Below are 15,176 nucleotides of genomic sequence, written 5' to 3'. Positions count from 1 at the left end.
GCGCCGGGGCCGACCGTCAGGAATCGGTGCGCGGCACGCCGAGGGCCCGGGTGAAGCCATCGGGAACCAGGATGTCGTCCGGCGTGAGGTCGTGGATCGAGGACTTGCCCAACCCGCGGAGCGCGGAGTCGATGCCACCGCTGAGGATGTCCAGCACGTTCTCGACGCCGGCCTGACCGTTGGCCGCCAGGCCCCACAGGTAGGCGCGCCCGATCATCACGGCCCGGGCGCCCAGCGCCACCGCCTTCACGACGTCGCTGCCGCGGCGGATCCCGCCGTCCAGCAAAACCTCGACCTGGTCGCCCACGGCATCGGCGATGGCGGGCAGACAACGGATCGCCGCGGGCGTGCCGTCCAGGTTGTTGCCTCCGTGGTTGGACACCGTGATCGCCGAAACACCAGCATCCACGGCACGTTTGGCGTCGTCGACGCGCACCATGCCCTTGAGTAGGAACGGACCGCCCCACAGCTCACGCAACCAGGCGATGTCCTCCCAGGTGGGCGGCGGGGTGCCCATCCACTGGCCGTAGGCCTCGAAGAACGTCGGACCCGGCTCGCCGCGCCTGCCCTGGTTCGGCACGCGCAGGTCCGGCGGACGCAGGTGCTTGGCGAAGCTCCACAGCCAGCGGGGCTTGGTCAGCACCTCCGGGGACATCCGCAGCATCGTGCGCAGGTCCATTCGCTCCGGGATCTTCGGGCTACCCCAGTCCCGGCCGTGGCTGAAGCTCCAGTCGGTGGTGGCGATGAGACCGACGGCACCGGCGTCCTTGGCGCGCTGCACGCGCTCGGCGATCTCGTCGCGCGACCCGAGCCAGTAGATCTGGAAGAAAATCTTGTCGTTGACGGCGGTGACTTCCTCCATCGGCTTGCTCGCGAAGGAGGACAGACCCATGGCGGTGCCACGTGCCGCAGCCGCGCGGGCCACCGCCACCTCGCCGTCAGGGTCGACGGCCTGCACACCGGTGGGCGAGATGATGACGGGCATCGAAATCTCTTGCCCCATCACAGTTGTCGCCATCTCGCGCTTCTCCGTGGCACCCACCACGTGCGGCGCGAAGCCGAGTTCGGCGAAGGACTCGACGTTGTCGGTGACCGTCACGCCCTTCTCACTGGCGGAGATCAGCGACGAGTAGGCGGACTTGGGCAGCCGCTTGCGCGCCCGCTGCTGGGCGATGGCGACGGTCTCGAACCAGGTATCACGAGCCATGGATTACACCGGACTTTCGTTACAGATTCGGGCAGGGGGCTTGGTCAGCAGCTTGAGCGCCACCGGCCCCTGCTTGGTGCCGCGGGAGTGGTCACCGCTGGGCTTGGGTTTGACGCGGTCGGCCGCCAGGGCCGATTCGCCCCAGCCCTCGACGCACTCGGGGTCCGGCCCGTCCATCGGCAGACCGGTGAAGAACTTGGCCGCCATGCAGCCGCCGCGGCAGGCGTCGTAGTGTCCGCAACCGCTGCAGGCGCCGGCCGACTGAGGCTCGCGCAGCTCGCGGAACAACGTGGAGTTCTGCCAGACATTCTGGAAACCATTGTCTTCCAGGATGTTTCCGGCCAGGAACGTGTCATGGATGGCGAACGGGCAGGCGTAAACGTCGCCCACCGGATCGATCAGGCAGACCACCCGGCCGGCACCGCACAGGTTCAGCCCGGCCAACGCTCCGGGCTCGCCGAGCCCCGACAGGTGAAAGAACGAGTCGCCGGTCAACACCCGCTCACCGTGGGCGACCAGCCAGTTGTACAACTGGCGCTGCTGGTCCGCGGTCGGGTGCAGCTCGTCCCAGACGTCCGCACCGCGGCCCGAGGGACGCAGCCGAGTGATCCGCAGCGTGGCGCCGTACCGGTCGGCCAGCGCCTTGAACTCGTCGAGCTGACCTACGTTGTGGCGGGTCACCACGACCGAGATCTTGGCATCGGAAAAGCCCGCGGCGGCAAGGTTTTCCAGCGCGCGCACGGCCATGTCGAACGAGCCCTTGCCCCGCACCGCGTCGTTGACCTCGGCATTGGCGCCGTCCAGTGAGATCTGCACGTCGACGTAGTCGCTGGCAGCGAGTTTCGCGGCCACCTCAGGGGTGATGCGCACGCCGTTGGTGGAGAACTTGACGCCGACGTGATGCTCGGTCGCGTAGTCGACCAGTTCCCAGAAGTCCGGGCGCACAGTGGGTTCGCCACCGCCGATGTTCACATAGAACACCTGCATGCGTTCCAGCTCGTCGATGATGTCCTTGCACTGCTGGGTGGACAGCTCGCGCGGATCTCGCTTACCCGAGGAGGACAGGCAGTGCACACACGCCAGGTTGCAGGCGTAGGTGAGCTCCCAGGTCAAACAGATCGGGGCGTCGAGTCCATGCTCGAACTGCTCGACGAGCCTTGGCACAGGGGCAACAGAAGTCATTGTGAATTCCCGGGGATGAGCATCTTCGAGGACACCAGCACGCCGAGGGCATGCAGGTAGGGGCCTTGGTCGGAGTCTGCGATACCGGCCGCGCGACACGCGGACCGGGCGTCGGGGTGATCAGCCAAAGAGTTGACCACCTCGACGACCGTCCGGTTCTTCAGAAACGACAGCTTGCGAGTTCCGAAGTGATACAGCAGGGCGCCGAACGGCTCAGGACGCACCGCCACCTGGTGGTGCAACCGCCAGCTGACATCGGGGTCGAATACGACACCGGTGGTCCCAGCCATATCGGCAACCTCTGTGGACACCGTCAGTAAACCCCGCACATACCGTCGATCGAGACCTCTTCGACGAGCGTCTCGGTGACGAGCTGGGTTTCGGTTTCAACCTGCGGGTTCTGATCCATGAATCGCACCTTTCCTGCAACTGTGGGTCTCGACAATTGTGACCTGAGTCGCAAGAATATGGCATCGAGTGCACAAATGGAAGGGCGGATTTCATGCGGCAGGCATCCGGGCCCCGTGTCGGTCGGCGTCCGTCCACCACACAGGACCACATCACCGACGTGGCGCTGGCCCTGTTCGCCAGCCGGGGCTTCGACGAAGTCAGTGTCGACGACGTGGCCAAGGCCGCCGGAATCGCGCGGCGCACACTGTTCCGCTACTACGCCTCGAAGAACGCCATCCCCTGGGGCGACTTCGACGCCCACCTGCAACACCTGCGTGAGCTGCTCGGTTCCCTGAGCACCGAGATCCCGTTGGCCGAGGCGCTGCGCACGGCCCTGCTGTCGTTCAACACGTACGACGACCAGGAGATGGCCCAGCACCGCCGGCGCATGCGGGTGATCCTGGAAACCGCTGGACTGCAGGCATATTCGATGACCATGTACGCCGGTTGGCGCGAGGTCATCGCCGCTTACGTGGCACAGCGGATCGGCGCGGCACCCGGCGATCTGATGCCCCAGACCGCGGGCTGGCTGATGTTGGGCGTCGCGCTGTCCGCGTATGAGCACTGGCTGGCCGATGAGTCGGTCGCCCTGGCAGACGCGATCGCCGAGGCCTTCGAGGTGGCACGGCCCGGGCTGGAGGCGCTAACCCCGCGGTAGCCCGTCCCACACGCTCGCCAGCGCCGGCGGTCCCGCCGGACCGAGATTCTCGGCGAGCACCACCGGCCCCTGCGCCATGAAACGCGGTGTGCTGCCGCGATGTACGTCGGCCGCATGCGCTGTGAAGGGATTCACCACATACATGTCACCCGGGCGGCCGGTGGCATGGGCCACCGGCCGGTCTCGGCTGGCCTCGTCCACCAGGGCGCCGGCCTCGATGAAGTCGATGGGCTCGGGCCCGAGCACCCCGGCGACGTCGCGGTGTGAACCCACCCGGAGTCGCGTCGGCGCGTCGTCGGGCCCGACCGCCGACAGCAAGGTCAGCACCAGAACGGTGTGCGGGCGGCCGCTGACCGCCCACTGGCCTCCGGGCAGCGGGGTGTTGGCATCGATGTGCCACCCTCGGTCATCAGCGGGCGGATCGACGGGAAACCGGACCGGGATGTTGCCCAGCGAACCCCGCGGCTGCCATGCCCCCGTGCCGCAGAGCTGGTCCAGGGCCTCGCCGAGCCGAACACTGCGCGCCAGCTGGCCGAACGGGCCGGCGCCGGTCAGATCGGCGGCCCACATCACCGGTTTCGTCCACGATGCCGGGTCCTGCGGGGACAACCCGATTTGCCGCCACAGCAGATCCCTGGCCGCATCGGCGATTTCGGGTGGAACGGCCTGCTCGATCTTGACGAAACCGTCCCGCTTGAATGCGTCGACGTCCACCACACCGACCACCTTGACGCAATCCGCCCGCGGCGTGCCAATCATTTTCCGCGAAATTCTTCGCACAACCCGTCGGAGTTCGGCTCCCCACGGCGACGATAGAGGTGTGAGCGCCGAAACTGACGCTCCGCGGGTACTGCTGAGGTGCTACGACGAGGCCCTGCCAGTGGTGTACGGCTACTTCGTACGACGCTGTGGTGACCGCGGAACTGCCGAGGATCTGACGTCGGAGACGTTCCTGGCCGCCATGGACGCGGCCCGCAGACCGTCGCCGCCGCCGATCTCGGTGCCCTGGCTGATCGGGGTCGCCAGACACAAACTGGCCGACCACTACCGCCGGCGGCATGACCGCTTCACCATGCCCGTGGCCGAGCTGCCCGAACCGGTGGATCCGGCCGACAATTGGGACACCGAACTGGATCGCATTGTGGCCGAATCAGTTCTGGCCCGGCTGCCCGAACACCATCGCACCGTCCTGGTTCTGCGCTACCTCGACGACTGTTCGGTGCCCGAATGTGCCGAGCTGATCGGCCGCACGGTGCACGCCACCGAAGCCCTGCTGGTGCGAGCCCGCCGCGCCTTCAGAGCCCAGTACCCGACACCGGAGGGAGGGACGTCGTGATCAACAGCCACGATCCGCTGGCCGTGCTGACCGGCGGAGACCACCCGGTCACCCCCGATCCGGCATTCGCCGCCCGGCTGCGCGCTCGGCTGGAATCGGCCCTCACCCTGCCCGCCCACGCAGAAGGAGTTGACATGAGCGGAACCGACACTGCCATCGCAGAATTGAACCAACCCGCGACCGTTTCAGAGCGCCCGCGGTCCGCGGTCATTGCCTATCTGGCCGTGTCCGGCGCACGCGAGGCCATTGCGTGGTACACCGACGCCTTCGGTGCGTCCCTGGTCGGACAGGCATACGAGATGGACGACGGCCGCATCGGACACGCAGAGCTTCAGATCGGCGACGGCGTGCTGTACCTGGCCGACGAGTACCCCGAACTTGGCCTCAAAGCCCCTGCTCCACAGGCGAATTCGGTGAGCCTGATGCTGCATGTGCCCGATACCGACGCCACGCTCCAACGGGCACGAGAGATCGGAGCCGTCGTGCAACGGGAGTCCTACGAGAACTACGGCTCCCGCGCCGCCACGATCATCGATCCGTTCGGCCACCGCTGGATGCTGTCCGGGCCGGTGACCGGCGCATCCGTCACCATTCAGCACGGCGATGTCGGCTACGTCTCGGTCTGGGTTCCCGACGCCGACCGGGCCGCGGCCTTCTACGGCCACGTGCTGGGCTGGACCTATGACCCGACCACCCGGCAGGTGACCAACACCAAGCAGCCCGTCGGCATCTTCGGTGTGGCCGGTCCGGCGACCCTGTTCTGCTGCTACGCGGTGACTGATCTGGACGGCGCCCGTCAGGCCATCTTGGCCGGCGGCGGCCAACCCGGCCAGACCCAGGAATTCGACTTCGGCACCGTCCTGGATGCCACCGATCCGGCCGGCACCCGGTTCGCGGTGTTCGCCCCCACCCCGGGGACACCGAGGCCGGACCTCAATGGTGCTGGGCCAGGCGAGCTTTCGTACATCACCTACGAGGTGACCAACTCGACCGCGTTCAAGGCGTTCTACAGCCGGGTGTTGTTCTGGACGTTCGAACCCGGCCGCATCAACGATGGCTGGGGCGTGCAGGGCAGCCAGCCGATGTCCGGGGTGGCCGGCGGCGGCGAACGATCCGTGACGGTGCCGATGTGGACGGTCGCCGACATCGACGCCGCGGTCACCCGCGTCGTCGAGGCCGGAGGCACCGTTCTGCAGCAGCCCTCACGACAGGACTACGGGTTGATGGCCGAGTGCACCGACGACCAGGGCGGCCGGTTCTACCTCGGCCAGATCTAAAGGCAATCGCCGGGCGTCAGCCCAGGACGTCGGCGATGGGGGCGCCTGCGGCGATCTTGCCGCGAGCCTTCATCACCTTGCCCGGCATACCGCCGCCGACCACACCGACCACCACACCTTCGCGCTCGTAGAAGGCCAGGAACTTGCGTCCGTCGTCCTCCACCACGTGCACGACATCGTCGGCCTCAGGTTCTCCCAGGCACTGGATCTTGACGTCGTACTGATCGCTCCAGAAGTACGGCACCGAGACCACGGGCGAGGTCTCCTGGCCCAGGATCGCCGGCACCATGGCCCGGGCCTGATCGGCCACGTTGCTCCAATGCTCAACGCGCGCTTGGCCACCCACGTGATCGCGCCACGACGCGACATCGCCGATGGCCCACACACCCGCGGCGCTGGACCGGCCGACCTCATCGCACACCACGCCGTTGTCCAGCTCGATCCCACTGCCTTCGAGCCACTCCACCGCCGGATGCGAACCGATACCGACCACCACCAGATCCGCGTCGAGCTCGGTGCCGTCACCCAGCACGACCTGCTCGACCTTGTCGGCGCCACGCACCTCGCTCACTCCCACGCCACAGCGCACGTCGACGCCTTCGGCCCGGTGCAGCCGTGTCACCAACGCCCCGATCTGCTCACCGAGAACCGAGGCCAACGGCGTCGGCTGCGGCTCCACCAGCACCACCTCGACGCCCAGCTTGCGCAGGCTCGCGGCCACCTCGCAGCCGATGAAGCCCGCGCCGACCACGACGGCCCGCCGAGCGTTGCCGGCGTGCTCGCGCAGCGCCATGCTCTCGTCGTAGTTCCGCAGCACGTGAATGCCCGCCAGATCACCGAAGGACCGAATACGCTTCGGCACCAGTCCGGTGGCGATGATGAGCTCGTCATAGGCCACGTCGCTGCCATCGGCGAGCTTCAAGGTCTTGGCGGCGGTATCCACCGATCGCGCGGCGGAGCCGAGCCGCAACGTGATGTTGTTCTCGGCATAGAACTCGGCCGGCTTGAGCGTCACGTCGTCCGTCTCGGCGCGCAGCACTTCCTTGGAAAGCGGCGGCCGGTCATAGGGCAGATGGCCCTCGTCGCTGACGATGGTGATGGGCCCGGCGTACTCCGAGCGGCGCAGCTGTTCGGCCGTCCGGGCCGCAGCCAAGCCGCCGCCGACGATGACGATGCCCGCTGCTGATCCCGCTGAAGTAGTCACGTGGGGTTTTTACACGATCGAGGTCAAACGTTGTAGGGCACCCTACGTTTGCGCAGGCCGACGCGCCTCACGGCCGACCCCGGTCGATGACATTGCTGAGCACCACGATGCTCTCGCTGCGCTCGATCCGTGCCGTTGACCGGATGCGCTCAAGGGCCTCCTCGAGGTGTCGCATGTCCCGGGCGAGCACGCGCAGGATGGCATCGGCAGTGCCCGTCACCGTCGCCGCGCTGACCACCTCCGGGATGTCGATCCAGGCCGCGCGCAACTGGTCTGGCGCGATGGTGCCTTGGCAGAACACCTGCACATAGGCCTCCGTGCTCCAGCCGAGCACGTTGCGGTCGACCACGGTGGTGAAACCCCGGATCACCCCGTCGGCGATCATGCGGTCCACCCGCCGCTTGACCGCGGGTGCCGACAGATTCACCCGCACCCCGATCTCGGCGAATGTCGCCCGGGCGTGCTCGGTGAGCTCGGCCAGAATCCGCTCATCGGTGTCGTCCAGACGCTCCACGTCGACCTCCACACAACAAACCCTCGCATTGTCGGAATTTACGCAATGCATCCCTGGCTATCATGCAACAAACGGTGATTGATTGTGCCAGGAGCGCTTCATATCGTCGATTCATGACCATCTTCGATGAAGTCATGCCCGAGGCTGCGCCCGGATCCCGGACCGCCACCACCCGCCACTACGCCATGACCTCCCCGGAGTACTTCACCGTCGAATACGCCATCAACCCGTGGATGGACACCTCCACACCCGCGAACACCTCGCGCGCACTGGCCCAGTGGGACACGCTGCGGCGGGTGTACGCCGACCTGGGGCACACCGTCGACCTGGTAGCCCCACGTGCCGGACTGCCCGACATGGTCTACGCCGCCAACGGCGGCTTCCTGGTCGGAGACACCGCCGTGGTGGCGCGATTCGCCTACCCGCAGCGCGCCGGTGAGGCCGACGCCTACGCCGAGTGGATGGCGGCGGCCGGCCACCGTCCGGTTCGCACCGACCACGTCAACGAAGGCCAGGGCGACCTGCTGCTGGCCGGGTCAAAGCTATTGGCCGGATACGGTTTTCGCACCGACCTGCGCGCCCACGGTGAGATCGCGGCCATCACGGGTCTGGCGGTCACCAGCCTGGAACTCGTCGACCCGCGCTTCTATCACCTCGACACGGCGTTGGCCGTGCTCGACGACTCGACGATCGCCTACTATCCCCCGGCGTTCAGCGACGACGCCCGAAAGCGACTGGTGGGCCTGTTCGGCGACGCCATCGAAGTGGGTTCGGCCGACGCATACGTCCTCGGCCTCAACGTGGTGTCCGACGGCCGCCACGTCGTGATGCCCGCAGCCGCCACCGGATTCGCCGCACAACTGCGCCGAGCCGGATTCGAACCGATCGGTGTCGACATGTCCGAACTCCTCAAAGGCGGCGGATCCGTCAAATGCTGCACCCTGGAGCTACATCCATGACCATCCTGGACGGTGTGGACAACCAGGCCACCCCGGATTCGACAACTACCCAGGCGATCGCGCTCGACAATCGCCATGTCGCCCACAACTACTCGCCGCTGCCAGTGGTTGCCCACAGCGCCGAGGGAGCCTGGATCACCGATGTGACCGGCCGCCGCTACCTCGATTGCCTCGCCGCATACTCGGCGGTGAACTTCGGCCACCGCAACCCCGAGATCATCGCCGCGGCGCACACCCAACTGGACCGGCTCACCCTGGTGAGTCGCGCCTTCCACTCCGACCGCCTGGGTCCGTTCGCCGAAGCGTTGGCCGGATTGTGCGGCAAGGACATGGTGCTGCCGATGAACAGCGGCGCCGAAGCGGTGGAGAGCGGCATCAAAGTGGCCCGCAAATGGGCCACCGACGTCAAAGGCGTGAAAGCCGACAGCTCGAATATCGTCGTAGCGCACAACAACTTCCACGGGCGCACCACAACGATCATCAGCTTCTCCGACGACGAAACCGCGCGCCGCGGCTTCGGCCCGTACACACCGGGATTCCGCTCGGTCCCCTTCGGCGACCACCGAGCGGTCGACGAGGCGATCGACAACAACACCGCCGCCGTGCTCATCGAGCCCATCCAAGGCGAGGCCGGCATCATCGTCCCGCCCGCCGACTTTCTACCCCGCGTCCGCGAGACCTGTACCCGCAACAACGTGCTGATGATCGCCGATGAGATCCAGTCCGGCCTGGCCCGCACCGGACGCACCTTCGCCTGCGAACACTGGGATGTGGTACCCGACGTGTATCTGCTCGGCAAGGCCCTGGGCGGTGGCGTGGTACCGCTGTCCGCGGTGGTGGCCGACCGCGACATCCTCGGCGTTCTGCATCCCGGCGAACATGGATCCACCTTCGGCGGTAACCCACTGGCCGCGACCATCGGCACCACGGTCGTCGACATGCTGCGCCGTGGCGAATTCCAGCTCCGCTCAACTGAACTCGGAGCCCACCTACACCAGCGCCTCACCGAACTGATCGGGCACGGAGTCATCGCGGTACGCGGTATGGGCCTGTGGGCAGGGGTGGACATCGACCCAGACCTGGGCACCGGCAAGCAATTTGGCCTGGCGTTGGCCGAACGCGGCGTGCTGGTCAAAGACACCCACGGCTCGACCCTGCGGTTCGCCCCGCCCCTGGTGGTGACCGCCGACGAACTCGACTGGGCCGTCGACCAATTCGCCGACACCCTGGTGCACGCGCGCCGGTAGGCCGGTCCTGCCGGGCTGACCGGCGCGGAGAAATCAGTACTTGAGCACGCCCCGGTCGACGGCGATCTGGCTGCCCGACAAGGTTGCCGAGTTGTCACTGGCCAAGAAGGCCACGACGTCGGCGACCTCTTCCGGAGCCATGAACGCCGCAAGTCCCTCGTTCTTGCCGTCGGTCACCTTGTGGTAGGGCATGGGCGCGAAGCTGTGCAGGTAGCTCGGATACTTCGCGAAGATCTCGGCCATCGCCTCCGGCTCGATCATCGGGGTGTCGATCGAGTAGGGGTGGATCGAGTTGACCCGAATCCCGAACTCCCCCACCTCAAGCGCCAGCGTGTTGGTCAACGCGACCAGGCCGTGCTTGGAGGCCGCGTAATGCCCGTTGCCCGGCGTGGCCTTGAGCCCGGCCGAAGAGCTGACGATGATGACCGACCCGCCGTTGCCGGCCTCGATCATGGCGGGCACCGCGGCCCGGATGGTCCGCCAGGTGCCGTTGAGGTTGACGTCTACGACCGTGTCGAACTGTTCGGGCGAAAGCTCGAACAGCCGGCCCCAACTGAGCACTCCGGCGTTGGCCACCACGATGTCGAGCCGGCCGAACTGCTCGACACCGTCGGCCACCACCTGCTGCTGGGCGGCCAGATCACGGATGTCGACCTCACGGGCCAGCACCTTGCGGCCGGCGGCCTCCACGGCGGCGACGGTCTCGGCAAGTTCCTCCGACGTGGCGGCCGGATAGGTGATCGTGTCGTCGACCGACCGGCACACATCGATCGCGATGATGTCGGCACCTTCGTTGGCCAATCGCACCGCATGCGCGCGCCCCTGGCCGCGTGCAGCGCCGGTGACGAATGCCACCCGGCCTTCCAGAGTTCCGTTACCTGCCGACATCCCGGGGTCCTTTCAGTGAGCCTGGCCACAGGCTAACAGCAGAAGTAGAACGTGTTCCTGTCCGTACCGATGAATGGAATGCCAGATGATGCGCCAGCTCACACGGTGCCCGATCCGGTTCGTCCAACGCCAGATCAGAGATCGGCGATGATCTGCTGTCGTTTGGCCGCGTACTCGTCTTCGCTGATGGCACCGGTCGCACGCAGGGTTTCCAGTTCCTGAAGGCGTTGGGCGGTCGACGGCGCGGGCGGCGCGAGGAACGGTGCCGAAGGCGCGGCCGGTTCCGGGGCGGCGACCGACGGCGAGGGCTGCTGTGCGGCCGTGCGCCGCACCACGGCCTGAACCTCTTCGCGGGCCACCGGATTGGCCCGCAGGTCGACCATGTTGTTGATGGTGATGCCGTGCGTCTTCAGGATCTGCAGGATCTCCATCAGCGGGCCGGATTGGCCGGTGAGGTCGTAGGTCCTGTTCTCCTCGGCGATCGTGAACGTCGCCGGCATCAGGCCACTGACCAGACTGCTTCTCTCCCAATCGATCCGGTATTCGTTGGTGGCCGGGTCGACCAAGACGACCAACTTGCGGTTGGTGATCATGGGCAACCGCGACACCGAGGCCAGCACGCGGTCCTGACTGGCGAACGGCGCAATGCCGGGTCCAGAGATCTGCAGATCCAACTTCACCAGCGGCTGCTCGTTGATGCGGGTGTTGGTCTCGTGAATTCCGGTGACCTGGGCCAGGGCCAGTACCCCGACCTGTTCGAGCTTCTCGTTCTGCGCGGCCGACTTCGACCCGGCAGCGGTGAGGCCCAACGCAATCAGAACGTCGATCGCGGTGACCAACAGCCCGGTCCAGAACATCCATTTCATCATCGGATCACCGCCGGCGACGAAGTAGATGACCAGGAATATCGGACCGACGATGCCGCACAACAGTACGAAGGCCTGAATGCGTACGTACCGCCAGAATGTGGACATCACGGGCTCCTGTCGTCGTCTCAAGCGCCATCAGATTAGCGCCCGAGACCCTGCGGATCAGGAGTGAACGACTCCATCGGTCGCGACTGCCGTCGGCACCGTCTGCTGCTGCATCGGGGCAGGACCCAACATCCGGTACAGCGGCCAGGTCCACCGGTATCCCCCGCTGCTCGAGCGGGCGTAGCTGGTGTGCACGGCGATGGCGGTGGCCGTCACCTCTTCGGCGTCCTCGTCGTAGTCGCAGACCGCGTCACCGCGGTCGCACACGCTGATGGTGCGGCTGCCGATCGTGGCAGTCAGCGGTGCCGGAGCGTGGGCCAGGATCGGCCAATCCTGCGCGACGCCCTTGCCGGCTCCGGGCACCGCGGTCGCGGTGCCCAGGTTGACGGTGGGGTCGGCGGGCAACCGGTCACCGTCGGCCACCAACAATGCAGCGGCCAGATTCGGGCTACCCGACAACCCGGCCAGATTGCGGTGCACCACCATCGCTCCCTGCGAGTAGCCGGCCAGGATCACCTGGCTGGACGGGCACCGCTGGGTGAACGCCGCGTACTGGTTGCCCAGGGCTGCCACACCGGTGTCGACGCTGCTCATGAAGCCGCCCCAGCCCAGCAAGTCCCCGTCTGCCGGTACCGGCGCCGCCGGATAGGCCACGGCCTCGGCCGACATCGTGCGGCCGTCCTGCTGCACCCACTGCGACAGGTCACGCAACGAGTTGTAGACGACGCGGCCCATGCCCGCGTCGACCGTCGGATCGTCACGCTCGCCGGAGCCGGCGACACCGATCCAGTGCAAGTCAGGACATCCAGGGCTCGCCGCTGCCGGGCCCGCCAGGCCTATCAGCGCCGCACTGGCGACCGCACCGGCACCTACCAGTGCAACTATCCGTCGAAACATCAGCGGACCCCCAAACCCTTTGGCCTACGTGGGGTGCATCGCCTCACACACCACATCTGTTACATCCGGGTCGTGAGGTGAGGGATCAGAACGGCAGGCCGACCGCCCGGGTGATACTCGGCAGCTTGGTGAGCGGGTTGTCGAGCGAAGGAGGCGGTGGCAGCGCGGGCGGCGGCGGAGGCGGTGGCAACTTGGAGAAGTCGAACGCCGGTGGGGGCGGCAACTTGGAGAAATCGAACGCCGGCGGCGGCGGCAACTTCGTGAAATCGAACGCCGGCGGCGGCGGAAGGGCAGGCATGCCCGCACCCGCGACGGCCGGGCCCAGCATCAGCGCGGTCAAACCATCCGGGGAGGGCAAGCCGCCGTTCTCGTTGCCGTAGTTGGCAACTGTGATGACAGCACTCAGGAAATCCAGTGCTCCGCCGCCGATGCCGCTCACCCCGCCGGAAACCGAAGAAGCGATGGTGCCCGCGGTGTTCTGCGCGTTGGTGTCGATCAGCGCCGACCACGGAGGCTGCATCGTGGCGGTGTCGAATTGCGGCCAGGAGATGCTGGGCACCTCTGCCGGCGCCTCGGGCAACGATGGCAAGACCGGTTCCGAACGGCTCACGATGTTGGAACTCCGGCTCGTTCCGCCGGGGGCCGGCAGCAACGAAGTGGTGCGACTCTGCGGTTTCGGAGAGGGCGTCACGGAAGGGAGCACGTCCGGGATCACCGACGGTGACGGTGCGGGGTGGGCGGCCACTTGCTGCGCGTGCTCGACAGGTGCTGCCGCGACGGCGACGGGCCTTTCGGTCTCGGCCGCCGGCTTCTCTGGTTCGTCCCCGACCACCCACACCAGGGCGCCGACCGCGACAACCGCGACCGTGGTCGAGACGCCTGCGACGATGCGTGACGGACTCAACTGAGTACGGATCCGGTCGGCGAGCGGCACCGACGCGGAGATCGGTTCTGTCACATCAACGTCCATCTCTAGCTCGCCCCGTAACGATCGTGGTCGGAGACCGTTGCATTTTCAACGACGTCGCCACAGCCAAACTATCACCCGACCGCGCGACATGCGCGGGTCCGTGTTCCGGCACGCAAAAACCCCCGAAATCTGCGAGATTTCGGGGGTTTTCGCGTGCTAGGTCAGATCATCACCGAAGTGATCCAGTAGGTGGAACCTACTTGATGATCTTGGTAACCCGGCCGGCGCCGACGGTACGGCCGCCCTCGCGGATCGCGAAGCGCAGGCCCTCGTCCATGGCGACGGGCTGGATCAGCTTGACGGAGATGTCGGTGTTGTCACCGGGCATCACCATCTCGGTGCCCTCGGGCAGGGTAACCACGCCGGTCACGTCCGTGGTACGGAAGTAGAACTGCGGGCGGTAGTTGTTGAAGAACGGCGTGTGGCGGCCGCCCTCGTCCTTGGACAGGATGTAGACGCTGCCCTCGAACTCGGTGTGCGGGGTGGTGGTGCCGGGCTTGACCACAACCTGGCCACGCTCGACGTCCTCGCGCTTGATGCCACGAACCAGCAGACCGACGTTGTCGCCGGCCTGGCCCTGGTCGAGCAGCTTGCGGAACATTTCCACACCGGTGACGGTGGTCTTGGTCGTGGTCGGGCGGATGCCGACGATCTCGACCTCTTCGTTGACGTTGATCACGCCACGCTCGACGCGACCGGTCACCACGGTGCCACGACCGGTGATGGTGAAGACGTCCTCGACGGGCATCAGGAACGGCTTGTCGGTCTCGCGAACCGGATCCGGGATCGACTCGTCGACGGCCTCCATGAGGTCCTCAACCGACTTGACCCACTTCGGGTCGCCCTCCAGCGCCTTCAGCGCGGAGACGCGGATGACCGGGGCGTCCTCGTCGAACTCCTGGGCGGCCAGCAGTTCGCGGACCTCCATCTCGACGAGCTCGAGGAGCTCCTCGTCGTCGACCATGTCCGACTTGTTCAGCGCCACGAGGATGTAGGGCACACCCACCTGGCGGCCCAGCAGCACGTGCTCGCGGGTCTGCGGCATCGGGCCGTCGGTCGCGGCGACCACCAGGATCGCGCCGTCCATCTGGGCGGCACCGGTGATCATGTTCTTGATGTAGTCGGCGTGGCCGGGGGCGTCCACGTGTGCGTAGTGGCGCTTCTCGGTCTGGTACTCAACATGCGAGATGTTGATCGTGATACCGCGCTGACGCTCCTCAGGCGCGTTGTCGATCTGGTCGAATGCGCGCGACTCGTTCAACTCGGGGTACTTGTCGTGCAGAACCTTGGTGATTGCTGCGGTGAGCGTGGTCTTGCCGTGGTCAACGTGACCGATGGTCCCGATGTTGACGTGCGGCTTCGTCCGCTCGAACTTCGCCTTCGCCACTGTGGTGTCCTCCTGGACTTGTTGGT

At 66.7% G+C, this 15,176-nt stretch carries 17 protein-coding genes; 5 read left to right on the top strand and 12 right to left on the bottom strand.

The features are described 5' to 3' along the window. Positions 1 to 16 precede the first annotated feature (16 nt). The 4 genes from mftD to mftA are packed head-to-tail and all read right to left on the bottom strand — an operon-like array spanning position 17 to position 2,798. On the bottom strand, positions 17 to 1,207 hold the full coding sequence (mftD, locus tag E0T84_RS05035) for a pre-mycofactocin synthase MftD (protein WP_138743963.1): 1,191 nt from the start codon (positions 1,205 to 1,207) through the stop codon (positions 17 to 19). Positions 1,208 to 1,210: 3 nt separating this feature from the next. Next, the gene (gene mftC / locus E0T84_RS05030; RefSeq protein ID WP_070186353.1) at positions 1,211 to 2,389 is read right to left on the bottom strand and encodes a mycofactocin radical SAM maturase; all 1,179 of its coding nucleotides are present in this window, start codon (positions 2,387 to 2,389) and stop codon (positions 1,211 to 1,213) included. Beyond that, positions 2,386 to 2,679 (bottom strand): mycofactocin biosynthesis chaperone MftB, encoded by a 294-nt coding sequence (mftB, locus tag E0T84_RS05025; protein ID WP_070186363.1) that lies wholly within the window; start codon positions 2,677 to 2,679, stop codon positions 2,386 to 2,388. The genes mftC and mftB overlap by 4 nt, the downstream gene beginning before the upstream one ends. A 23-nt stretch (positions 2,680 to 2,702) precedes the next feature. After that, positions 2,703 to 2,798: a mycofactocin precursor MftA gene (mftA, locus tag E0T84_RS05020; protein WP_019344466.1), complete on the bottom strand. Its 96-nt coding sequence runs from the start codon at positions 2,796 to 2,798 to the stop codon at positions 2,703 to 2,705. Between the two features lie 93 nt (positions 2,799 to 2,891). Between mftA and mftR the strand changes: the two genes are divergently transcribed. Then, the gene (gene mftR, locus E0T84_RS05015; RefSeq protein WP_070944299.1) at positions 2,892 to 3,497 is read left to right on the top strand and encodes a mycofactocin system transcriptional regulator; all 606 of its coding nucleotides are present in this window, start codon (positions 2,892 to 2,894) and stop codon (positions 3,495 to 3,497) included. On the opposite strand, the gene E0T84_RS05010 is transcribed toward mftR, so the two are convergent. Beyond that, on the bottom strand, positions 3,483 to 4,256 hold the full coding sequence (locus E0T84_RS05010; RefSeq protein WP_371725694.1) for a mitomycin antibiotics/polyketide fumonisin biosynthesis protein: 774 nt from the start codon (positions 4,254 to 4,256) through the stop codon (positions 3,483 to 3,485). The two genes, mftR and E0T84_RS05010, sit on opposite strands and share 15 nt — an antisense overlap. Before the next feature lie 61 nt (positions 4,257 to 4,317). On the opposite strand from E0T84_RS05010, the gene E0T84_RS05005 reads away from it, so the two are divergent. Further along, positions 4,318 to 4,833 carry an RNA polymerase sigma factor gene (locus E0T84_RS05005; protein WP_070944301.1) on the top strand — a complete coding sequence of 172 codons (516 nt, stop codon included), beginning with the start codon at positions 4,318 to 4,320 and terminating at the stop codon, positions 4,831 to 4,833. Then, complete coding sequence (locus tag E0T84_RS05000) at positions 4,830 to 6,110, top strand: VOC family protein (RefSeq protein WP_138743962.1); 1,281 nt, start codon at positions 4,830 to 4,832, stop codon at positions 6,108 to 6,110. The genes E0T84_RS05005 and E0T84_RS05000 overlap by 4 nt, the downstream gene beginning before the upstream one ends. 16 nt (positions 6,111 to 6,126) lie before the next feature. Here E0T84_RS05000 and E0T84_RS04995 read toward each other — a convergent pair whose 3' ends face one another. Continuing rightward, positions 6,127 to 7,314 carry an FAD-dependent oxidoreductase gene (locus E0T84_RS04995; RefSeq protein ID WP_138743961.1) on the bottom strand — a complete coding sequence of 396 codons (1,188 nt, stop codon included), beginning with the start codon at positions 7,312 to 7,314 and terminating at the stop codon, positions 6,127 to 6,129. Between the two features lie 67 nt (positions 7,315 to 7,381). Further along, complete coding sequence (locus tag E0T84_RS04990) at positions 7,382 to 7,828, bottom strand: Lrp/AsnC family transcriptional regulator (RefSeq protein ID WP_138744026.1); 447 nt, start codon at positions 7,826 to 7,828, stop codon at positions 7,382 to 7,384. A gap of 113 nt (positions 7,829 to 7,941) precedes the next feature. On the opposite strand from E0T84_RS04990, the gene ddaH reads away from it, so the two are divergent. Beyond that, a complete protein-coding gene (ddaH, locus tag E0T84_RS04985; protein ID WP_138743960.1) occupies positions 7,942 to 8,787 on the top strand; it encodes a dimethylargininase in 846 nt (281 codons plus the stop codon). Further along, positions 8,784 to 10,034, top strand: coding sequence for an ornithine--oxo-acid transaminase (gene rocD / locus E0T84_RS04980; RefSeq protein WP_138743959.1), 1,251 nt, complete (start codon positions 8,784 to 8,786; stop codon positions 10,032 to 10,034). The genes ddaH and rocD overlap by 4 nt, the downstream gene beginning before the upstream one ends. A 33-nt stretch (positions 10,035 to 10,067) precedes the next feature. Here the strand turns inward: rocD and E0T84_RS04975 are convergent, their stop codons facing one another. The 5 genes from E0T84_RS04975 to tuf all read right to left on the bottom strand — a co-directional run bounded on the left by E0T84_RS04975 (position 10,068) and on the right by tuf (position 15,150). Next, positions 10,068 to 10,922 carry a mycofactocin-coupled SDR family oxidoreductase gene (locus E0T84_RS04975; RefSeq protein WP_070944306.1) on the bottom strand — a complete coding sequence of 285 codons (855 nt, stop codon included), beginning with the start codon at positions 10,920 to 10,922 and terminating at the stop codon, positions 10,068 to 10,070. A gap of 134 nt (positions 10,923 to 11,056) precedes the next feature. Next, on the bottom strand, positions 11,057 to 11,896 hold the full coding sequence (locus E0T84_RS04970) for an SHOCT domain-containing protein (protein WP_138743958.1): 840 nt from the start codon (positions 11,894 to 11,896) through the stop codon (positions 11,057 to 11,059). A gap of 57 nt (positions 11,897 to 11,953) precedes the next feature. Beyond that, the gene (locus E0T84_RS04965; RefSeq protein WP_070944308.1) at positions 11,954 to 12,793 is read right to left on the bottom strand and encodes a cutinase family protein; all 840 of its coding nucleotides are present in this window, start codon (positions 12,791 to 12,793) and stop codon (positions 11,954 to 11,956) included. An 85-nt stretch (positions 12,794 to 12,878) separates the two neighbouring features. Further along, positions 12,879 to 13,751, bottom strand: a complete 873-nt coding sequence (locus tag E0T84_RS04960) for a hypothetical protein (RefSeq protein ID WP_138743957.1) — start codon at positions 13,749 to 13,751, stop codon at positions 12,879 to 12,881. A gap of 208 nt (positions 13,752 to 13,959) precedes the next feature. Beyond that, on the bottom strand, positions 13,960 to 15,150 hold the full coding sequence (gene tuf, locus E0T84_RS04955) for an elongation factor Tu (RefSeq protein WP_070944310.1): 1,191 nt from the start codon (positions 15,148 to 15,150) through the stop codon (positions 13,960 to 13,962). Between the last annotated feature and the right edge of the window lie 26 nt (positions 15,151 to 15,176).

The organism is Mycobacterium sp. DBP42 (assembly GCF_005924235.1).
GTDB classification, from domain to species: Bacteria; Actinomycetota; Actinomycetes; order Mycobacteriales; family Mycobacteriaceae; genus Mycobacterium; species Mycobacterium syngnathidarum.
Note: the sequence above shows the minus strand (reverse complement) of the source record. Positions and strands in the feature narration are given on the sequence as shown.